This is a genomic window from Grimontia sp. NTOU-MAR1 (genome assembly GCF_035758505.1).
Lineage (GTDB): Bacteria > Pseudomonadota > Gammaproteobacteria > Enterobacterales > Vibrionaceae > Enterovibrio > Enterovibrio marinus.
Map to the genome: position 1 here is coordinate 1,197,579 of NZ_CP142108.1, position 19,488 is coordinate 1,217,066.

25 protein-coding genes and 1 pseudogene are annotated in these 19,488 nt (G+C 45.2%); 9 read left to right on the plus strand and 17 right to left on the minus strand.

Translation table 11 applies throughout. From position 1 onward, the window contains the following. The first annotated feature begins 11 nt into the window (after positions 1-11). From VP504_RS05495 to VP504_RS05505, 3 genes are all read left to right on the plus strand, one after another. Entirely contained in the window at positions 12-854 is an 843-nt protein-coding gene (locus VP504_RS05495; RefSeq protein WP_325893328.1) for a KilA-N domain-containing protein, read from the plus strand. Beyond that, positions 844-1,011 carry a hypothetical protein gene (locus VP504_RS05500; RefSeq protein WP_325893329.1) on the plus strand — a complete coding sequence of 56 codons (168 nt, stop codon included), beginning with the start codon at positions 844-846 and terminating at the stop codon, positions 1,009-1,011. Before VP504_RS05495 ends, VP504_RS05500 begins: the two co-directional genes overlap by 11 nt. 78 nt (positions 1,012-1,089) lie before the next feature. Next, entirely contained in the window at positions 1,090-1,275 is a 186-nt protein-coding gene (locus tag VP504_RS05505) for a hypothetical protein (RefSeq protein WP_062706544.1), read from the plus strand. A 168-nt stretch (positions 1,276-1,443) separates the two neighbouring features. Here VP504_RS05505 and VP504_RS05510 read toward each other — a convergent pair whose 3' ends face one another. Continuing rightward, a complete protein-coding gene (locus tag VP504_RS05510) occupies positions 1,444-1,590 on the minus strand; it encodes a hypothetical protein (protein ID WP_325893330.1) in 147 nt (48 codons plus the stop codon). Between the two features lie 124 nt (positions 1,591-1,714). On the opposite strand from VP504_RS05510, the pseudogene VP504_RS25590 reads away from it, so the two are divergent. Then, positions 1,715-1,867: pseudogene (locus VP504_RS25590) on the plus strand (IS91 family transposase); the annotation flags it as partial. A gap of 277 nt (positions 1,868-2,144) precedes the next feature. Here VP504_RS25590 and VP504_RS05515 read toward each other — a convergent pair. The 10 genes from VP504_RS05515 to VP504_RS05555 all read right to left on the minus strand — a co-directional run bounded on the left by VP504_RS05515 (position 2,145) and on the right by VP504_RS05555 (position 8,750). Next, positions 2,145-2,546 carry an aldehyde-activating protein gene (locus VP504_RS05515; RefSeq protein ID WP_157515488.1) on the minus strand — a complete coding sequence of 134 codons (402 nt, stop codon included), beginning with the start codon at positions 2,544-2,546 and terminating at the stop codon, positions 2,145-2,147. 93 nt (positions 2,547-2,639) lie between these two features. Then, the gene (locus VP504_RS05520) at positions 2,640-2,987 is read right to left on the minus strand and encodes a hypothetical protein (protein WP_039850525.1); all 348 of its coding nucleotides are present in this window, start codon (positions 2,985-2,987) and stop codon (positions 2,640-2,642) included. A 96-nt stretch (positions 2,988-3,083) separates the two neighbouring features. Next, positions 3,084-3,569 carry a hypothetical protein gene (locus VP504_RS05525; RefSeq protein WP_062706540.1) on the minus strand — a complete coding sequence of 162 codons (486 nt, stop codon included), beginning with the start codon at positions 3,567-3,569 and terminating at the stop codon, positions 3,084-3,086. Between the two features lie 181 nt (positions 3,570-3,750). Next, positions 3,751-4,044, minus strand: coding sequence for a YciI family protein (locus VP504_RS05530; protein WP_062706538.1), 294 nt, complete (start codon positions 4,042-4,044; stop codon positions 3,751-3,753). 128 nt (positions 4,045-4,172) lie between these two features. Beyond that, positions 4,173-4,610, minus strand: coding sequence for a GNAT family N-acetyltransferase (locus VP504_RS05535; protein WP_062706537.1), 438 nt, complete (start codon positions 4,608-4,610; stop codon positions 4,173-4,175). Positions 4,611-4,750: 140 nt separating this feature from the next. Further along, positions 4,751-5,257 carry a GNAT family N-acetyltransferase gene (locus tag VP504_RS05540; RefSeq protein ID WP_062706535.1) on the minus strand — a complete coding sequence of 169 codons (507 nt, stop codon included), beginning with the start codon at positions 5,255-5,257 and terminating at the stop codon, positions 4,751-4,753. Between the two features lie 101 nt (positions 5,258-5,358). Further along, positions 5,359-5,727 (minus strand): GFA family protein, encoded by a 369-nt coding sequence (locus VP504_RS25595; RefSeq protein ID WP_157515495.1) that lies wholly within the window; start codon positions 5,725-5,727, stop codon positions 5,359-5,361. 143 nt (positions 5,728-5,870) lie between these two features. Next, complete coding sequence (locus VP504_RS05545) at positions 5,871-6,590, minus strand: glycosyltransferase (RefSeq protein WP_325893331.1); 720 nt, start codon at positions 6,588-6,590, stop codon at positions 5,871-5,873. A gap of 172 nt (positions 6,591-6,762) precedes the next feature. Further along, positions 6,763-7,554 carry a PhzF family phenazine biosynthesis protein gene (locus VP504_RS05550; RefSeq protein WP_325893332.1) on the minus strand — a complete coding sequence of 264 codons (792 nt, stop codon included), beginning with the start codon at positions 7,552-7,554 and terminating at the stop codon, positions 6,763-6,765. Positions 7,555-8,105: 551 nt separating this feature from the next. Next, positions 8,106-8,750: a LysE family translocator gene (locus VP504_RS05555; RefSeq protein WP_062706530.1), complete on the minus strand. Its 645-nt coding sequence runs from the start codon at positions 8,748-8,750 to the stop codon at positions 8,106-8,108. Positions 8,751-9,092: 342 nt separating this feature from the next. Between VP504_RS05555 and VP504_RS05560 the strand changes: the two genes are divergently transcribed. The 4 genes from VP504_RS05560 (at position 9,093) to VP504_RS05575 (ending at position 11,458) form a co-directional block, all read left to right on the plus strand. After that, entirely contained in the window at positions 9,093-9,482 is a 390-nt protein-coding gene (locus VP504_RS05560) for a hypothetical protein (RefSeq protein WP_062706529.1), read from the plus strand. Further along, positions 9,479-10,006, plus strand: coding sequence for a phage N-6-adenine-methyltransferase (locus VP504_RS05565; protein ID WP_325893333.1), 528 nt, complete (start codon positions 9,479-9,481; stop codon positions 10,004-10,006). Before VP504_RS05560 ends, VP504_RS05565 begins: the two co-directional genes overlap by 4 nt. A gap of 92 nt (positions 10,007-10,098) precedes the next feature. Beyond that, positions 10,099-10,341, plus strand: coding sequence for an excisionase (locus tag VP504_RS05570; protein WP_084387657.1), 243 nt, complete (start codon positions 10,099-10,101; stop codon positions 10,339-10,341). Next, a complete protein-coding gene (locus VP504_RS05575) occupies positions 10,316-11,458 on the plus strand; it encodes a phage integrase Arm DNA-binding domain-containing protein (protein WP_062706525.1) in 1,143 nt (380 codons plus the stop codon). The genes VP504_RS05570 and VP504_RS05575 overlap by 26 nt, the downstream gene beginning before the upstream one ends. A 318-nt stretch (positions 11,459-11,776) precedes the next feature. Here VP504_RS05575 and VP504_RS05580 read toward each other — a convergent pair whose 3' ends face one another. Beyond that, positions 11,777-12,169, minus strand: a complete 393-nt coding sequence (locus VP504_RS05580; RefSeq protein WP_442788894.1) for a dienelactone hydrolase family protein — start codon at positions 12,167-12,169, stop codon at positions 11,777-11,779. Positions 12,170-12,577: 408 nt separating this feature from the next. Here VP504_RS05580 and cobO point away from each other — a divergent pair, with 408 nt between their 5' ends. Then, the gene (cobO, locus tag VP504_RS05585) at positions 12,578-13,168 is read left to right on the plus strand and encodes a cob(I)yrinic acid a,c-diamide adenosyltransferase (RefSeq protein WP_325893334.1); all 591 of its coding nucleotides are present in this window, start codon (positions 12,578-12,580) and stop codon (positions 13,166-13,168) included. 57 nt (positions 13,169-13,225) lie between these two features. On the opposite strand, the gene VP504_RS05590 is transcribed toward cobO, so the two are convergent. From VP504_RS05590 to apbC, 5 genes are all read right to left on the minus strand, one after another. After that, positions 13,226-14,269, minus strand: coding sequence for a metal-dependent hydrolase (locus tag VP504_RS05590; protein ID WP_325893335.1), 1,044 nt, complete (start codon positions 14,267-14,269; stop codon positions 13,226-13,228). A 179-nt stretch (positions 14,270-14,448) separates the two neighbouring features. Then, positions 14,449-16,593 carry an AsmA family protein gene (locus VP504_RS05595; protein ID WP_325893336.1) on the minus strand — a complete coding sequence of 715 codons (2,145 nt, stop codon included), beginning with the start codon at positions 16,591-16,593 and terminating at the stop codon, positions 14,449-14,451. Between the two features lie 128 nt (positions 16,594-16,721). Then, positions 16,722-17,303, minus strand: coding sequence for a dCTP deaminase (gene dcd / locus VP504_RS05600; protein ID WP_325893337.1), 582 nt, complete (start codon positions 17,301-17,303; stop codon positions 16,722-16,724). Between the two features lie 84 nt (positions 17,304-17,387). Continuing rightward, entirely contained in the window at positions 17,388-18,029 is a 642-nt protein-coding gene (udk, locus tag VP504_RS05605; protein WP_325893338.1) for a uridine kinase, read from the minus strand. A 360-nt stretch (positions 18,030-18,389) separates the two neighbouring features. Then, complete coding sequence (gene apbC / locus VP504_RS05610) at positions 18,390-19,484, minus strand: iron-sulfur cluster carrier protein ApbC (RefSeq protein WP_325893339.1); 1,095 nt, start codon at positions 19,482-19,484, stop codon at positions 18,390-18,392. Positions 19,485-19,488: the final 4 nt, after the last annotated feature.

A 19,488-nucleotide genomic window follows, 5' to 3' on the forward strand; every position in this document is an offset into this window, starting at 1 on the left:
GGAGATACGCTATGAGTGTAATTCATAATTCCGAGACAACACAAGTCCCTGTGATTGCAGGTGTCGAGATTACGACTGATGCCTATGGACGGTTTAATCTTAACGCACTGCATAGTGCGCATCTGGAATCTGTCCCTGATTCACATCGAAACAGTAAGCAGCCAGCAGACTGGCTAAAACTAGAGGGGACTAAGGAACTTATCGGGGAAATTTCTAATTCCGAAGATCTGCATATTAGTCCTGTAGAGTCTAAAGCAGGCCGATATGGCGGCACCTTCGCCCACGAACTTCTCGCCATCTCGTACGCTGGATGGATAAGCCCCCGCTTCCAGCTTCAAGTTAACCAAGCCTTCCTCGACAGTAAAAAACTCCCCGCTCACGATTTCGCCCTCCCCACCACCTTCAAAGAAGCCCTAGTCCAACTGCTGGAAAAGGAAGAACAGCGCGAACAGCTCATGTTGGATAACAAGAAAAAGGACGAGGAAATCCACGACCTCAGAAACCTCTTTAAAAAAGGCATGACCTTACCCGCGCTTGCCAAGATGCTTAATGGCGTTAACGTCATGCAGATAAATGCCTACTTTCATGCCCGAGGGTGGCTCTATCACGATGGCCGCAGCTATCGCGTCGCGAGCTATGCCAGAGACCGCTACTTCACCGAAGCCATTAACGAGGTGAATCTTCACGGCAGGGAACCCTTTGTTATCCATCAGGTCGTACTGCTGAGAAAAGGCGCTGAAAAGGTCTATGACTTCTATCGACAGGGCGAGTTACCCATGAAGAAAAAATGGGACGGGCGGTTTACCCATTTGAAGCTGGACACGTTTCAAGGAGGGCCTATCGATGTCGTATGAAGACAAAGAGCAACAGATTGATGTGCTCATCGCCCTACTCTCCTCTGGGCAACCGTTAGCGGAGTCTGTCACCGTATGGATGATTGGTGTCTTGGCTGATATGAAAAATGAACGAGGGCTTAGGATCGCGGTGGACAATGAGCGCGTATACCTTTAGGAGAAAGGGCTACATATGTAGCCCTTTTTATATTAACTAATGATACAATATACGCACTTTTATGCATAAAGGATAACCATGACAACCACCCCCCCTAAAAGCCGCATTGACTGGCTCATCTTCTTCCGCCGCGCAAAGAGCGTCGATACATTGGATTTAATGCTGGATGGCGCACTAAAGAAACTGGCGACGACCGCTGAAAAGGCCGATGCAATACTTGGTCATGAGGCAAGACTGGATGAGCTGGAAGGTCCAGCTAGATAGGTTTGAGAGCCCAAACACGTTGCGTTGGTCGGAGAAAGGCATGAAGGGCTCTCACTAACGATTAGAGCGAATTTAGCGGGAGAAGGCCAAACAAGGCGCCCGCTTTGCGTGTGATAAGAGTACACGATGTAAATGAGCGCTTTGTTATGCGGGAAATTTGGGGGAGAGCTAACACCCCACCCGACTTTTCATCTCCGCACTCTCTGTCACAGCTGGCAGCTGGTAACCTACTCTCTCTTTCAATGCTTCTATGGATACCGCTTTCTCACAGTAATCAGTCGCCCTTGGCGTATCCTGATCCATGATAAAGGCCACGCGTTGCGAATCCCTCTTGAACAGTTGTTGAACGAAGCCGCTACGCGGCAGAATGCCATCTTACCGCCTACGTTTCTCTCAACCCTGCCCATCGGCAGCAGACAGGAGAAACACCATGAACCCGCAACAACAACGGCACACGATCCAGCTGATGCTGCTTCACACGGCACATTCGACCTTACCGCGTGAGGCGCCCGTCAACATGCACACAACGCGATGTTGCCCTACGTGCGGGGAGCAGCACTTGGTCTGTGTGGGCGTGGCACGACCGAGATAGCCGAAAGACAAACAGAATAAGGAGAATGGCGGCCATTTAGACGAAGGAGGCTAAGCGGGAGGATAGATAGACACACAAACACGTAACTCCTTGAAGTTAATCGATACCCGATAACTTCCTGGCTGCGCTCGCCTGTCAATCAGTGACAGGCCAACATCCACTCTGTGCTCATCCGAGCAATTTACTTAATAAGGTAGGGACGGGCTTGTTCAACACCCAAATAAAGTGTCGGCTGCGCGACACTTATTCATATTTGTTAGGTGCGTTAACCATTACTTTAAACAACCTTTGACCAAACTGTAGGCCAACGTTCAATTTTTTCTTTTGGAGAGAGGTTTTTGGGACTAATAAAAGCAGACGGTTTAAGAGAAAACTTTTTTGCAAAAATGGCTTTGGATACAGCACCTCTTGTTTCCCCTTTGCTGGTATTTGTAACGGCGACCACTTGTTTACAGTTGCTGCATTGCCAGAACGTAGCCTGTCCAGAGCCTTGCTTGAGTTGATTCATTTTGTTTCTGGGAGAAAATGAAATAGTACCATTTACATCTGAAAGGTAAGCTAGTTCGCGGGGCACGCAAAAGTCACAATCACAAGCACGAGCTTGATATTCATCAATTGGGAGAGGGAAACATACATTTATCTTTATTTCTCCACAATCGCATGTTGATGAGTAATTCATTTAATCCTTTCCATTTCCAAGGCACCTAACGCCGCCAACAGCGGCCGAGCGAAGCGAGGTCCAGCCCCGAAGGGGCGATGCTGATTGGCCTTGTTAACTGTTTGGCCATAATAGCTTCTCTACTTGATCATATTTCTCTGCGACTTTAAGAAATGGCTTCGCCCAACCACTACTTAAACTGACCTCTTGTAGGGGACCTGTGGGCGCAAACAGAACACTAACCTCAACTCGCTCCGGTAATGTATATGACTTTACCATGGTCAATAATTTTGTAATTTCTCTGGCTGCCTCATCTGAGTTTTCCCAGTAAGACCAACAAAAGTCGTTACCTGGAATTTTTACAAGCTCTATCACCGACTCCAATATATGAACCAAAGCCTCGTAAGGCTCTAACTCATTAATTGATCCGTGAAGTAACTCTTTAGTTCGATCTAATTTCATAGAGACCAACGCCCCAATAACCGGCGGCGCTTTGCGCCGTCCGGCCCCGAAGGGGCAAAGTTAATTGGCTTATTATGTATATTTAGGTATTACTATTCATTTATTATTCTGACGAGAGCTCCAAGGTGTTAATTTCATGGTCTTTTTGAGAGGTTCAATGACCGTATCACCTTTAGAATTAACAACCCATAGTATAGCAATGCCATTGTTAACTTCGCTTTGCAGTGTATATGTTTCTCCAGGTTGAATATTTAAGGAAAAGGTAAAATAGGATTCCCAAGAAGGTTCTATTGGGGCTAGCCAACTAATATTTGAGCTATAAATAACTTTTCCAACAACATCTTTTCTACCTGAAAAAACTTGATGGCCAGCATCAACTTTTCTCTCATTAAAACTATGTCTGAGTTTTTTGTTACCGATACTTTCAAAAGATAAACCATACCACTCGATTAAACGAGGCCCATGTTTTATCTCTTTGCTTGAGTTTTGCAAAGTGGCCTGTCCCTTTAAGGAGTCTTTAATATGATTTCCTTCACAACTACATAGTACAACTGTAATTAATATTATTGTAATTAAACGCATCTAAAATTATTTCCTCTAGATTTACTCAATTTTCTAAAACGACTTATTCTTAATTAAAGATTTATACCAACGTCGCAATAACGGGCGCTTATCAAACCGCCCAAAACCGCTTTAATACCTTGTATTCACAACACTTTGAAAAGCTGCCGCAGTGACAAAGCGTCCCGCGTTGATTGCCTTGTTATATGCAATTTTTAATGGCATCAAATTCTTTCGCTGCCATGGTTGGTATAAACTCCGTCACTTCATAGTCAGCCACATTCGAGATATAAAATGGATCTTCTTTTATTATCGAGTCCACTTCTGCTTTATTAATAGCATTTACAAGTATAACTCCTCCTGTTCGAGGAACTTTTCGCCCTGAAGCAATAAACTTACCTGCCGCATAATACTTTTCAAGGAATGTAACGTGAGCTTCAATATATTGATCAACTTCTGATAATTCCGCTTTGTATGTTAAGGATACGATAAACACTTAACTCTCCATTGCATATAACGTTCGAATAACGGGCGTTTACCAGCCCAACCTGACTGAAACGCCTAAATCACAGCATTTCTTTGAAAAAGTGCGCCACGAGTAAACGTCCCTCGTTCATTCGCTTGTTAGGTTTGTAGCTCAAGCAAGAGCTCATCCCCAGACCTTTTCACAACTTCAAAACCTAACCTCAAATACAGTTGCTTAGCTGGATTCGTTTCAATCACGCTTAACCCAACCTTAGATTTCGTTGTTGCCGCTTTAGCAATTAGGTTAAGAATTAGCTTACTGCCAATTTTCAAACCTTGAAACTCAGGAGAAATCTGAATTTGAACCAAATACCAATAGTTAAGTTCTTCGGTGTAAGTGGCTTTGAACAGCCCAACAGGCTTACCATCCAATTCAACGATTTTCGCATGAGAAAATTCAAAGCGTATTCGTTTTTCATATTCTTCAGCAGACGTTGGCATGCCTACTTCTTCTAAATACTGCCTCATCGTTTGATCACGTAATGACAGCAAAAAAGGAATATCTTCCTCACTCGCACGCCTAAGGGAAATATCCATGTTTTCTCCAAAAGCCTAACGCCCGCCTAAGGGGCTGGCAACGCATTACACTAAACTCAAACACAACAACTGCAACCACCGCAGCTCAATGGGACTGGAAACGCCGCGCGTTGACAGTCCCTCTTGAGGCGTTTGTTAAATTACAATTGCTTGTAGAAGTAAACTGTCGCTTCTAACTTTCCACTTGAGCTGCGTGCAAACTGAGGAATTTGTCCTGCCTCAGTGTAACCAACTGAACGATATAACAATGATGCCACATCACCAAGTCGAGTATCTAACACCAATAACTGCAACCCAATTTCTGATGCCGTTGATTCCATTAGTGACATCAGTTTCTTACTCACACCTTGACCACGTGAGCTTGTTTTAACCATTAGCTTTTCAACTTCGCCTCGATGTGAACCATTTGCTTTAGAACATAAGGAAAGCTGAACTGCACCGACTACTACATCATCATCGAGTGCAACAAATAAGCGTCGATTACCAGAACTTAAATCTGACTCCACGCCAGACCAATATGACTCGACTTCTTGATGACTGACTGGGGTCAAAAAACCAACCGAAGCCCCACTCTCAACGCAATCAATCAGCAAAGAAGTCAAATCATTTGCTATCTCGGAGGTTGAATTTATTTCCTTTATTTCCACCTAACTTTCCTTGTAATTTAACGCCTTGCTAAGCGGATAAAAATGGTTGGTTAAAATCGCGCAGCGATAACTAACTGTTTTTATTCCGTTTAAGCAACTTGTTAGCTGTAATTTAACCAACAAACCTTTGTGTCAGTTTGTATATCAATAATTTTATTGGGTTTGTAAGGTGAGTCTAAAGTGGCAATAGCAACTGAAACCCAATCAGGATACTGAGAACTACCCCCCCACTCCATACTTGAACCACAAACCTTGCAGAATTTACGCACAATACTGCCAGATGAATTGTATTCAGCTAGTGCAGACAATCCTGATATGTAAACAAGATCGTTCTTAGGCAAACTAGCATACGTTGCAAATGCAGCTCCATGCTGTTTTTGACACATCGTACAGTGACAATTTGAGGCCTTTTTAGGCTCACTTAGCAACTTATATTTAACTTCTCCGCAGAGACAACTACCTAAATACATAATGACCTTACAGCTAACGCTGCCATCACCCGTAACTGACCAGAGTGCATTTTTTGCTAAACTGGCGCTCGCGCCAAGCACAAAAGGCGCGACGGGAAGGCATCGGGTGGATGGTTTTGTTATGCATTTTTCATACACAGCCACTAACGTTTAACGTCGTACCAATTCTTATCAAGGTACTCTCGTTCGCCTCCGAGCATGGCTCTTTTCACTCGGAGTGGATTGCCAAATAAACGAACAAAATGCCAGTCACCAAACTCGTCAAATTTTCTACATGACGTTGTAATTGACTCAGTGGATATTATTGTGTGTCGCCTTCCACTCTTGCGACCGTGCAATTTTAGTCTTCTAAGAAAATCTACGTCCTCCGCGATATGTAGCTTTTCGTCGAATCCTCCGATAGCATCGAAATCAGATTTTTTGAACCAATACATTCCAAAAGATAGCCCAAGAAAAAAGGCCGGAACCAGCATAATTCCATACCCAACAGCTATTCCAGGTGATAACCGTTCGGGCGTAATTTTTATACCGCCACCAAGAGCGCTTGGGAGTTTAGAGAGCTTATATATTTCTGTCAAAACACCTTTAGACATCCAGCTATCAGCATCTATAGTGACAACCCATTCAGCTTTAGCGTGAGCAACACCCGTGTTTCTTATTTCTGACAGATTCTTTGAATCGTTACTTACAACTGTAGCTCCGTGAGCCCTTGCGATAGTGGCCGTTCCATCAGTACACCTATTTAAAACAACTATAATTTCTACTTGCAGGTCATGTGGTACTAGCTGCTCATTTATTGACGACAGACATCGACCAATGAACTTCTCTTCATTATGGGCTGGGATGACTACACTGATTTTCATTTATACCAACTCCCGATGAAAATATTGCTGAGTGCATAACGCCGCGTTAAGTGGTGAGCAACGCTACCACCAAACCTAAACCATTGTGCCGTAAACACTAAATTCAAAGAAAACCGAAAATGCCAAGCGTTGGGAATCCGTCTTGAACGCTTTGTTATAAAGCAGATTTCCACTAAACGTTAATCTTGCCTTTTAGATAAAGAACACCTTTACCTGATAGAACAACAGTCCCGTCTGAAACACAGCACTTCACTACACCACCTCTTTTGGAGGCTTGGTAGGCAACTAAATCGGCTTTATCCAATTTGTCAGCCCAATAAGGAGCCAAACCAGAATGAATAGAACCTGTAACTGGGTCTTCGTCACCACCGTTTGCTGGCCAAAAGTAACGTGATACGAAATCATACTTATCGGATTTAGCAGTGACTACAACGTCTAACGGTGCAAGCTGTTTCAATTGCTCAGAGATATAAGTGATGTCCAACACTTCTTGCTCACTAGCAAAGACGGCAAAGTAGGCTTGCCTGTTTTTGAGAACCTCTATCGGCTCGTTAGATAGTCCATTCAGTAGTTGTGTCGGGATTGTAGAAACAACCTCAGGTTTCTGGTTGGGGAAAGTCATTTCAATTTCATTCTGTGCATTGAGAATGACATTTAAGTTTCCGACTTCTTTTGTAATGAACTCGATTTGGTTTTCAGCACCGAACTCATTAAACAATACATGAGCAGATGCTAAAGTCGCATGACCGCAGAAATCCATTTCTGTCAGTGGGGAAAACCAGCGAATTTCATACTGATTAGCACCGACATTTTTTATATAGGCAGTTTCTGATAAGTTATTTTCAGCTGCTATATTTTGCATTAGCTCGTCAGGAAGCCAATCTTCGACTGGAACTACTGCTGCTGGGTTACCTTTAAACTGTTGAGCTGTAAACGCATCAACTACGAAAATATCCATTTCCAACGTATAAACTCCATTTGCTTTATAACAGTGTATTCAACACCAAAATGGGGCGATTAAACACACCATTTTGTCCAATAATAACAAGCCACTGTATCTTAAAAGTAGCTTTCCCTATGTTTTTAAAGCCCTTTCTCATAGTGCTAAAAATGGCCTTGTGAAAACACCCCAAAACGGCGTACTTCGGTATTATGCGACACCTTTTCATCAACTGAGTGTATCAACAGTGGAAAAGCACGTTTCGGATTACAAAAAGTAGGGTGAATAGGAGACTGTTAAACTCCTCATCAAAAATGATGCTGGCTCACTTTGGGGCATAAACGTGCCAGAACAGATCGGGCTGACACGAGTATGGACAGAAACCAGTTAGAGTTGAAGCACTAAACTGTTAAATTCGGATAACTACAACTATGGCGACGTTCGCCCTAACAAAACTGACGGGCCTACATCCACACCGTGCTCATCCGAGCAATTTACTTAATAAAGGACGGGCTTGTTCAACACCCAAATAAAGTGTCGGCTACGCGACACTTATTCTTATTTGTTAGTTTTTATTACGACATTGAGCTGCGGTTAAAGGCTGAACGAAGCAATCCAATGCCTGCAATAGTAAACAAAAATGAAGTAACACCATTTATCCATCGACTTGCACGTTGATACCAGTTCATAACTCTACTATATGAGAAGCATATTGAATACATACCATTTGTAGCAAACCCTACAATGATACAAACTACCAATCCTGAAATAACAGAAAAGATCCCGTCATTTGAATTCAAGCCAACAGAAAGTGCAGCCATCCAAGCGATTACTGTTTTAGGGTTAGAGATATTCATAATAACCCCACGTAAAAACCATTTTTTACCTGAAAAAGTTTCTTCAATCATTCCTACGTTAGTTGAATTAGGTTTCATACTTTCTTTAGCAGACAGAAAAGCAAGCCTTAATAGGTATAAACCACCAAAAACTTTCAGTGCCATTAATAAATAAACAGAACTTTGAAGAATAGCTCCCATACCACTTGCTGCAACAACTCCCCAGAAAACTAGACCAGTAGAAAGTCCCGCACCATAAATTAGGCTTGTCCTTCGACCTTTACTCATAGCGATGGTTGCATTGGAAATATTTGCTGGCCCAGGAGAAACAGCTATAACAAAAAACGCTATACCAATACTTAATAGTGAAAAAAGATCTATCACTTTTATTTCCTCTTTAGTAGATGCCCAACTTTACTAAAAACTAACAGTGTATTTAATACCAAAATGGGGCGATTAAACACACCACTGTGTCTACCAATAACAAGCCACTGTATCTTAAAAGTGGCTTTCCCTATGTTTTTAAAGCTTTTCTCGCAGTGCCAAAATTGACCTTGTGAAAACACCCCAAAACGGCGTGCTTCGGTATTATGCGACACCTTTGATTAAACTGTTTGTATTAACAGTGAAAATTCTGCCCAGATGACAAAAGTGTATCTAAGAAAACCTCAGACCCTTCCTTCCCTCACCTAACAAAGCTACTTTCGACCATGGAGGTAGCTTTCCATGACGACTTGTTCCCGCTGCCAAAAAGCGCGCGCGGTTTCTTACACAACCTTTGAAGCATACTGCGAGACATGCAGCTTGGACGTTGCACTGACGCTACTTTCTGCCTGCCGGCTATCTGATAAAGCCATCGCCGCGCTTGTCACCGCTGGTTGGGATATCCCTATCACAACAGTCCGACACTACACCGCTACAGACATCGCCCTTGAGCTCGGAGTGTCAGCCCAAAAGGTGGGTAAAACGGCCAACGCGCATGGCATCAAGTGCGAAAAATACGGGGAATGGCGATTAGACCAGGCTGCCAATTCTCGTAAGCAAATAGAAACCTTTCACTACAACGACCAGGGCAAAAGAACCATTGCCAAACTCATACGAGGTAACGACCAATGACCGACTTCACAGGCTCAAACACGCCCCCTGAACATCGTGACAAATGGCGAACGCCACATACATTATTTAAGGCACTCGACAACGAGTTTCATTTTGCCATTGATGTCGCGGCCAGTGATGATAATCACCTTTGCGAACAGTACCACACAGAGAAAAGCTGTGGACTGAGCGCAAACTGGGATGCACCTGCAATTAGTTACGCCTGGTGCAATCCGCCCTACTCCAATATCAAGCCTTGGGTCGAGAAGGCAAGCCAACAAGCAAAACAAGGTATCGGTTGCGTCATGCTCGTCCCGCAGGATCAAAGTGTCGGCTGGTTTAAACAGGCCATTCGCCATTGTGCGGAAGTGCGCATTATCACCGGCGGTCGTCTTGCCTTTATCAATGCTGCAACGGGATTACCTGTCAAAGGCAACAATAAAGGGAGCCAGCTTCTTATCTGGCGTCCATTCAACGTCTACCCAGTAAACACCTGCTACGTTGACCGCGACAAGTTACTTGCATCACTTTCACATGCCGCATAGCAACAGGCTTAGCTCCTTCTTAGCGGACCGGGGCATCGACCCTAGTTACTGAAGATTCGAATGAGTATCAAAGAATATAATTAGGAGATAGCATGAGGTATGTAACTCTTAAAGAATGGGCGATACAAACCTTTGGCTTTGCCCCCTCTCCTTCAACTTTGGCAGCATACGCCAAAACGAAACAGATCCAGCCTACTCCTGTAAAATTTGGAGGGAAATGGATGTGTGAACCAAACGCTCGTTTTATTGGCTTATCAAAAGCTCAGAGTCAATCAATAAGCGATCCATTAGTTGCGAGAATATTTAAAGATGGCAGCTCGTCCACGCTCTCATAACATTACCATCGAAAACCTTTACCAAAAGCTAGATAAGCGGTCTGGGAAGGTATATTACCAGTATAGAGACCCTAGGACTGGTAAATTTCATGGCCTTGGTACTGACAAAAAACGCGCATTAAGTGTTGCAACAGAACTCAACAGACGGATTGCTGAACAACTGGTAGAACAATACCACTCTATATTAGAGACCAACCTATCTAACACTACGAAACGCAGAATCAGCACTGCTGAATGGTGTAAAAGATACATGTTAATCCAGCAAGAGCGCTTCGAAGATAAAGAAATTGCCATCAGTACGCTAAAGACGAAAAAAACAGCGATTAAAGTTCTAACGTCTCGCTGTAAAACTATCGGCATCAAGGAACTTGATACCAAAACACTCGCGAAAATCATTGATGAGTACAAAAAATCTGGCAAGGCAAGAATGGCTCAATCTCTGAGATCTGTTTGGATAGACTTGTTTAAGGAAGCTCAGCATGTCGGTGAAGTTGAAGCTGGCTACAATCCTGCACTTGCAACAAAGCCCCCTAGAGTAGAAGTAAAGAGGTCGAGGCTACGTGAAAGCGATTGGATACCCATCATTCAGTCAGCCAAGATAAACACGCCCATTTATGCAGTTCACGCCATGATGTTAGGACTCACTACCGGTCTTCGTAGAGAAGACATATGCGCTTTAAAGTTCAGAGATGTTCGCGAAGGATTGCTCTATGTAGCAACGAGCAAGTCAAAACGAAAAACTAAGCTGGCATTCCCTCTTGAATTGACGAACCCATTAGTTGGGATCAGTCTTGGTCAAATAATTAGCTTGTGTAGGCAGACTGGGGTTATTTCACAGTACTTACTTCACCACACAAAACCCGTTCAAAATGTCATTCAAGGGGATCGAGTGAACGTAAACACTGTTTCGCGGCACTTTGCAAAAGCTCGTGATCTGACAAAACTAAGCTGGGAACAAACGCCGCCAAGCTTCCATGAAATCCGTTCACTCGCTGAACGAACATATGAAAAAATCGGTCTAGATACTCAAATATTGCTAGGCCATAAAGACAGGCGAATGACAAATAAATACGCAGACTTGAGAGGCAGCGAGTACACCATAATCAAAATCAGTTAATCCGCCATGAGCATATTCTCTTCCTTTATCCTACCAAAGACTTTCTCACAGAACTCAAGAATCGTGACAATGTAACAATTTCAAAATTATATACATCCCTATCCTAATGTTCCTTGTGTATGTATGTAGTTTTGGAGGGAAAGTTTTGGAGGAATTTTGGAGGAAATTATTTTATATTAATTTTCAATAGTTTAAATATTCCGCCATGTGCTGCCCATACAGACAACGAGAATTTTCGGTTTGTTAGCTGACATTGGCACTCCATTCCCAATTCATTATCGACACTTTAACGAATCGAGGAATAGAGAGCAAAGTGAGTTAGACGTTAGATCGCGCTCTACAAGTTTTCTTCAAGAAAGCTGGTAAAGGTCGCCCAAGAACGCTTATCTGCGACTTCACGATAACGCGGTGACTCGAACACCGTAAAGGCATGAGGCGCGCCTGAAGAAGACCCCGCATTTTCGCCCTGTCTCTATAAAGCTTCCCCACTTCTTCTTTTTTAGCTTTGGTATCAACAGGACGGTTTCCTTGTCCATAAAGATCAATAGCAAAGGTGTTGTATCCCATAGAAGAAAGCATATCAACGCGTTTTTGCTCATAGCCTGTCAGTTCATCCCAGTCATGGATTAATATCACCGAGCCTTTAGCCTCTTGCTGCGCAGGCGCATAATACCCCTCCAAGGTCATACCGTTCGAGCTGTAATTGACCACTTAACCCGCCATCGCATTGAAAGAGAAAGCCATGACTAGCCATCCTAACTTTTTCATCTTTTATCCCTCGTGGTTTTATAGCCAAACGACCTGAAGATGATCGCATTGATGGCCTCCCTTCGGGCGAGTTGACTGACTCCTTGCGCTTTGTTGTTCCTTTTTAATGGAGATGACGACATCAAAAAGGAACGCCGCGATCACAGCGCCAGTCAATCTCGCTGAATTCTGCATCTTCAGGTTGTTTGGGTATACTCTGACTGATTGTAGTTGACCAATTTTTGTACGAACGCCAATACCAGAGCGATTTACTCAGATTTACACTCTTCCAATACAAGTGGGTTTTGGTATGTTGTGATCCAAGATTGCTGACCCACTTCAGCTGGTTCAATTGGAAAGGAAGAAAATCTAATGAGCGATGAGCGCTACAAAGCCCGACAACAAAAGGTAAAAGAACAAGTCGACGAGCGCGTTGCCGCTGCACAGATTGAAAAGGGTTTGCTGTTGGTGATCACCGGAAACGGCAAAGGAAAATCGACATCAGGATTTGGCATGATCACCCGAGCGACAGGTCACGGCCAGACATGTGGTGTCGCCCAGTTCATCAAAGGAACCTGGGAATGCGGCGAACGCAACCTGCTGGAAAAATGTGGCGTTGAATTCCACGTCATGGCGACTGGCTTTACCTGGGATACGCAAGACAAAGAAGCCGACACCCAAGCCGCACAGGAAGTCTGGCAAGAATGTAAACGTATGCTGGATGACCCAAGTTATGATGTCGTCATGCTCGATGAGATGACCTATATGGTGACCTACGGCTACATCGAGTTAGATGAAGTAATTGAAGCACTGGAAAACCGCCCGAGCGAGCAGTCTGTTATTATCACAGGCCGCGCAGCCCACCGCTCACTGACGGAGATAGCAGATACGGTTTCTGAAGTCCGTAGTGTAAAACATGCTTTTGATTCTGGCATCAAGGTACGTAAAGGGATTGATTGGTAATCAGTCCATGCTAACAAAGAACGAGAAGAAAGCCCGGCAAATGCTGGGCTTCTTAGTCTAATTGGAAGATAACTCGTCACGAAAACAATCATGCTCATTACACAACATGGCATCAATGCTTTGCCAACCAAGTAAACGCATCCACAATGCGGGGATCTGTCGCGGTAGCACCGGACCCGGATCGACTTGCACTGGTGGCACCAATTGCCAAACCTGATTCTCTCCTTGCTCTGCAACCACGAAACTGAACGGGTGGTACATGGCCATACCAAGGCGTAAATCCGTAGCCGTTAAGACATCACCATCTTGTTCGTAGCGGACAAAGCCACGGGTAAAGTTTTCAAAATCTGCCATTAACTCCGGCTTACTTGGGAAACTCCAATCACCAAGCATCATTGGCATCCAATCAATGGTGGGGTCATCATCCAGCAAAGACGTTAAGCCTTCCCAGTATTTATCGTCATCCAACACGACGACACGCCAAAGCACAGTATTAAAAGGCGTTGGACCGATAAACACAGGCTGGTCTTCCAAGTGTGTCCCGGCAACATTTTCTTCCACCCGATCTTTCACCATACCAATCGCGACCAGCGACCAGGCGAGATAAAGAGTAGAAATAGCCAAACCCGCGCCACAGAGTTTGGCTGCGCGGCTGCGCCAGATAAACGCGGCCAATACAGTAACAAGCAAAGGAACCGTGTATAGCGGATCAATGATGAAGATACTGGAAATCGCTACAGGTGGTGCATCTAACGGCCAGAAGAGTTGAGTACCGTAAGTGGTGAACGAATCCAGAATTGGGTGAGTCACGAGAACGGCGGTGAATAACGCCCAGAGTTGCCAAAGAGGCCACTCTTTAGCAAAGAACCGCTTCCAGAACACAGCTAAAACAGCCGCGAGAGGGAACAATACAAACAGGGAATGGCTGAAGCCCCGATGTTTAATCATATTGGAAATCGGGTCACCATACTCCAGCACCACATCCAGATCCGGCACCGTACCAAGCGCAGCACCGGCAAGAAGTACTTTCGGAGAGCATCGCTTTCCAGCAACCAAACCAGCCACTGCAGCGCCAAGGGCTGCCTGAGAAATAGAATCCATGAACGTTCGTTTTCCTATAAAGCTCTTTCTTGTTCAGAAGGCTGATTCTAACTCACCTTCTGCCCAGGTGAAGCAAATATACCCAAACGACCTGAATAAAGCTTCATGCCTGAGTCAATGACAGCCAAAAAGAAAGCCGCATATTTTCATGCGGCTTTCTTATTGCGCGTTGGGGCTGATCAGTTGAAAAGACCTTTCAGCAGTTTGTCTGCCGCCTCTTTCACTTTGTCATCTCCAGCTTTATCACCAAGCAGCTTCTTGAGGCCACGCTCAGCTTCTTTACGCGCTTTCTCTTCCAACACTTTATTGCTTGTTAGCAATGCCTTCACATCAAGGTTGTAGCTAGGTGCCGTCCAAGTACCACCAATTTTCACTGGGATAGTGACATCTTTTAGCTCGTCGATGTCCCTGCCGCCTTGTCCTTTACTGGTACCTACGACAGAGACAAAGACTTCAAAGTCGAGGTCTTCTTTCACTAAGTTGGTTTGCCCTTCACTACGAACGCGTAACGCTGGCGCTTCCATTTTCATGTTGCGGGTGGAAGCGATGCCTTTTCCAAGATTGAAAGTCGCTGTCAGCGCACTGAAGTCTGTTTTACGGGTTTCTTCGACGTACTCAGCTCGTTGGCCTTTCAGCGTTGCTTTCGCTTCGCGGATCATTTCGGGAATGTTGACACCATTGATTGCTCCGTCAGCGAAATTAATCGCGATGGTTCCAGTGATGCCTGTACGTAAACGTTTTTCAGACAGGCCGACGCCACTGACATTGGCATCAATGCTGCCTTTACCAGCCAGCATATCCTGACCTGCCGCAGCCAACAGCAGAGGCTGAACATTGACGTTACGGATACCTTTCTTAACCTGATAACGCGCAGGGGAAACCGTGGCATCAAGTTTGCCTTTAACATTAATCGTGCCACCGTAAAGCTTGGCGTCGAACTGCTTAACATCAACCTTGCCACGGTTAACCGCAAAGTCTGCAATTACGTCCCTCACTTCTACATTACTGGCGACGAAATCATCAATGGTGATTTTACCTGCGATATCCAGCCCTTTCAGCGCAGAGAGATCAGGTTCTACATCGCTGAGCGGTTTTTTCTCAGCAGGCTTTTCTGCGGCGCCACCTTGCGAGCCACCAGGTGCTGCTGGTTTGTCTTCTGCTGCAGTTGTATTGCCACCTGGGAACGTATCCAGGTTGATTTTAGGGCTGTGAACATCAAATCTAATGGCTGGAATACCGGCCAGTACAACCGATGCTTTACCATCAAAGTTCAGCTCATCTACCGCCGTTTTCAGATTTTCCAAAGAGAGTTTTTGGGCCTTGTTATCAAAGGCCAAATCGCCACCCATGCTGATTTTCATTTCAGGGCGAGGCAGCGACTTTCCAGCGACAGTGGTATTCAGTTCCAGTGCTTTTGCGGTGATAAGAGAAATAGCTTCATCGACTTCCACTGTAGTTTTGCCTTTGGCATCAAACGACATGTCGTTTGATTTACCCTTGGCTGCAAAATCAAACACCATAGGAATCGCAATACCTAAGCGATCTGCTTTCAGCGTGAAGCTTTCAAGTTGTGTCGCGGCATCATTGGCGCTGGCTTCCAAGGTGAGAGTGCGAAGCTGAGATTTCATGATCTCTTTGTCGATCATGGCTTCAGCATCACCCTTGGAGGAAAAAACCAGAGCATCCTGTTTGCCCACCACATCAAATTCGATTGGCACCCAAACACCGGTTTCAAGTTTACCGATCGTCAGGTTCAGCGAGCTGATTTCACTACTGGTGTGCGTTTTGTCGTCTCTTACGGTGGCGCTGGCATCCAGCAGTTCCAGGCCACCGATTGAAATCGCCCAAGCTTTAGCAGGTTCATCAGCCGGTGCGGACGCATCAGGGGTCGGCTGAGTATTGTTCTCTGAAGAAGTAGTTTCGGTGTTTTGCTCACCGCTCAAACCATCAAGGTTGCTCACGCCATTTGGCAGGGTTTGGATAAACACATGCGCACCATGCAAACTAACAAGGCCGATATCCAGCGTGTCAGAAAGTAGCGGCATGACAGCAACGGACAACTCAGCTTTACTCAGTTTAAGCATATCCGGCTCCGCAAAGCCTTCTGGGTTTTTAAACGCCAGTCGTTCAACGGACAAACCCAAACTTGGCCAGAAACGCCAGCTGATATCGCCGTCAATGACTAACTCACGGCCCGTTGCTTTTTTCACTTCATCAGCGATCATGGGTTTGAAGTCATTGGGATTGATGAATGCAACGATGGCACCAATAGCCACCACTACCAAAAGCACCAGTCCAATTAGAATGTAGAGAAGCTTTTTCATTATGATGTACATTTCCTTTTTAGATGCAACTGAGAGTAACCAACCACAAAGAAAATTTCTGCATTAAATCCAACAATTTCAGCCGTTTTCCATGCGCCTAGGTTCTGCCCTCCTAGGGGCTGTTGACCTTAGTCCTCATCAATCTTCGAAGCGACTGCACCTTGTTGATTTTTATACTTGGCATTTTGTCTTTTGTGATAAGGACGGTCCGCCGGGCTACTCATGGTTTCAAAACTCAGAGCTCCAATCGGCATGCCTGGTCGAAGTGCCAATGGCAGTCGGCCACTGTTATAAAACTCCAGTACGATCTTACCCTGCCAGCCCGGATCAATGCGGTGGGCTGTAACATGCACCATTAACCCAAGCCTGGCTAAAGAAGAACGTCCATCCAACCAACCTACAATATCGTCTGGTAGAGTCACTACTTCATGGGTTACTGCAAGCGCCAACTGCCCAGGATGAAGAAAAAATGCATCGCCGTCGGCAATCTCAATTTCATCGCTCATCACTTTATCCAGCTGTTCTGACACTTCTTCACGTGGACCGGAGAGATCAATAAACGGCGCGCCATGTTCACTAAAGACCCTAAACTTATTTCCTAATGTCACATCTGCCGTAACGCCTGAGATGGCTTCATCCGCTGGTATCGGCTCAATGATGATCTTGCCATCATCCAGGTACTCCCTGATATGTTTGTCACTCAATCTCATTGCGCATTCCCTCGATAAAATGGACTTTGTTTGTTTTTAACCAACTTCAGGTATAAAAAAAGCCGGTCAAAACCGGCTGTTCTTTCACGCTTTCAGCAATTTTGCGATGTGTGCCTTGAGCACATCAATCGCTATTCGGTTCTTACCGCCGCGCGGTACGATAATGTCCGCGTATTGTTTTGATGGTTCAATGAACTGCAAGAACATTGGACGAACGGTTTGCTGGTATTGTTGAAGCACAGTTTCCATCGTACGACCACGCTCTGCTACATCGCGCTTCACGCGTCGAAGCAGACAGATGTCCAATGGGGTATCCATGAAGATGCTCGCATGCATCAGATCACGGAGACGTGGGTCAGTCAGCAGAAGAATACCTTCAAGGATAATAACCTTCTTCGGCGTCAATCTAGTCGTTTCATCCATGCGGGTGTGTTCCGCATAACTGTATTGAGGGACCTCAACTTCGTTGCCTTCCATCAGATCTTGCAGGTGCTTACACAGCAAATCGTGGTCCAGTGCCTGAGGATGGTCATAGTTGGTTTTTACACGCTCTTCCATGCTGAGGTGACTTTGGTCGCGATAATAGCGGTCTTCCGTGATAACACCGATCTGGTGATCGCCAACTTTCTCTTTTAGTTCTTGATAAATAGTACTAGCGATCAGACTTTTACCGGATGCAGATGCGCCTGCAATACCGATAATGACACATTGGTTGTTGTCACTCATAAATGAATACCCGGAGAATTGGCGAGAAATAAACCGCATGATTATAGGGAGTTGAACTCCCTCATGCCATCTAAATATGTGACAAACATCTCAATTAAAAGTAAGGTGCGCATTGTTTCATCACTATGCATAGGATTTGCGCGCCAATTCTCGCTCTGAGTATATACCCAAACAACCTGAAGATGCAGGATTCAGCGATATTGACTGGCGTTGTGATCGCGGCGTTCCTTTGCAGATGTAGTCATCTCCATCAAAAAGGAACAACAAAGAGCACGGCGTCATTCAACTCGCCCGAAGGGAGGCCATCAATTCGAGCATCTTCAGGTCGTTTGGGTATAAAACTTATCAGTATGCTATTTGCTATTCACCGAGCGTAGTGATTGATATTTGTTCTGCCACGGTCTCCCCTCGCCAGAACAACTGACTTGCTACCTTCTCTGCCAAAGCCAGGTACACCTCCGAATGCTCACTTTCCGGCTTGCTGGCAACAGTCGGCGCACCAGCGTCAATATCCTCACGAATACTGATATGAAGCGGGACTTGTGCCAAAAGTGACAAACCATGCTCCGTTGCCATCTTTTCTGCCCCACCCTGACCAAATATTGGTTCGTGATGGCCACACTGACTGCAGATATGGTAACTCATATTTTCCACTACCCCGAGAACAGGAACCGCGACCTTCTCGAACATAGCTACACCTTTGATCGCATCAGCTAACGCCAAATCCTGCGGTGTTGTAACCACAACTGCTGCCGTCACTGGAAACTGCTGAGCCAAACTCAATTGAATATCGCCCGTGCCCGGTGGCATATCCACCACTAGATAATCCACGTCTGGCCAATGCGTTTCGTTGACCAGCTGCGAGAAAGCTTTTGACGCCATTGGTCCACGCCACACCATGGCATTTTCATCCGGAACCAGATAACCGATGGAATTACTGAAAAGGCCATGTGCTTCAATCGGCTCCATGGTTTTACCGTCCAATGTCGTTGGCTGCCTACCCTTGGTACCCAGCATGATGGGAAGTGAAGGGCCGTAGATATCTGCATCTAAGATACCCACTTTGGCACCTTGAGCCCTGAGAGCCAGCGCTAGGTTCACCGATGTCGTCGACTTACCCACACCGCCTTTGGCCGAACTGACAACAATAACGTTCTTCACGCCCTTAATCAGGGGCTTTTCGCTGGCTTTCAGAGGAGCGACTTTCTGGCTGATAGCTAACTCGGGGGCATCTTCACCCGCAACTTTTTGCCTTTCAATCCAACCCCGTAGTTCTTCGATCAAACCTGCCGAAGCAAACGGAAACGTTACGGTTATGTCGCCACTTTTGGCTTGGGTTACGAAGCCTTGCTTATCTGCCCAACCCTCAGCAAGAGAGCTATGGGTAAATTGATTAAGGAAGGCTTTAACTGCATTCAGGTCTGGCTTGGAATTCTTGTTGAGGCCGATAAACATAGGA

Coding starts and splice junctions, on each gene's coding strand:
- VP504_RS05495 (WP_325893328.1), top strand. CDS start 12: ATGAGTGTAATTCATAATTCCGAGACAACACAAGTCCCTGTGATTGCA.
- VP504_RS05500 (WP_325893329.1), top strand. CDS start 844: ATGTCGTATGAAGACAAAGAGCAACAGATTGATGTGCTCATCGCCCTA.
- VP504_RS05505 (WP_062706544.1), top strand. CDS start 1,090: ATGACAACCACCCCCCCTAAAAGCCGCATTGACTGGCTCATCTTCTTC.
- VP504_RS05515 (WP_157515488.1), bottom strand. CDS start 2,546: ATGAATTACTCATCAACATGCGATTGTGGAGAAATAAAGATAAATGTA.
- VP504_RS05520 (WP_039850525.1), bottom strand. CDS start 2,987: ATGAAATTAGATCGAACTAAAGAGTTACTTCACGGATCAATTAATGAG.
- VP504_RS05525 (WP_062706540.1), bottom strand. CDS start 3,569: ATGCGTTTAATTACAATAATATTAATTACAGTTGTACTATGTAGTTGT.
- VP504_RS05535 (WP_062706537.1), bottom strand. CDS start 4,610: ATGGATATTTCCCTTAGGCGTGCGAGTGAGGAAGATATTCCTTTTTTG.
- VP504_RS25595 (WP_157515495.1), bottom strand. CDS start 5,727: ATGTATTTAGGTAGTTGTCTCTGCGGAGAAGTTAAATATAAGTTGCTA.
- VP504_RS05545 (WP_325893331.1), bottom strand. CDS start 6,590: ATGAAAATCAGTGTAGTCATCCCAGCCCATAATGAAGAGAAGTTCATT.
- VP504_RS05560 (WP_062706529.1), top strand. CDS start 9,093: ATGACGACTTGTTCCCGCTGCCAAAAAGCGCGCGCGGTTTCTTACACA.
- VP504_RS05565 (WP_325893333.1), top strand. CDS start 9,479: ATGACCGACTTCACAGGCTCAAACACGCCCCCTGAACATCGTGACAAA.
- VP504_RS05570 (WP_084387657.1), top strand. CDS start 10,099: ATGAGGTATGTAACTCTTAAAGAATGGGCGATACAAACCTTTGGCTTT.
- VP504_RS05575 (WP_062706525.1), top strand. CDS start 10,316: ATGGCAGCTCGTCCACGCTCTCATAACATTACCATCGAAAACCTTTAC.
- cobO (WP_325893334.1), top strand. CDS start 12,578: ATGAGCGATGAGCGCTACAAAGCCCGACAACAAAAGGTAAAAGAACAA.
- VP504_RS05590 (WP_325893335.1), bottom strand. CDS start 14,269: ATGGATTCTATTTCTCAGGCAGCCCTTGGCGCTGCAGTGGCTGGTTTG.
- VP504_RS05595 (WP_325893336.1), bottom strand. CDS start 16,593: ATGAAAAAGCTTCTCTACATTCTAATTGGACTGGTGCTTTTGGTAGTG.
- dcd (WP_325893337.1), bottom strand. CDS start 17,303: ATGAGATTGAGTGACAAACATATCAGGGAGTACCTGGATGATGGCAAG.
- udk (WP_325893338.1), bottom strand. CDS start 18,029: ATGAGTGACAACAACCAATGTGTCATTATCGGTATTGCAGGCGCATCT.
- apbC (WP_325893339.1), bottom strand. CDS start 19,484: ATGTTTATCGGCCTCAACAAGAATTCCAAGCCAGACCTGAATGCAGTT.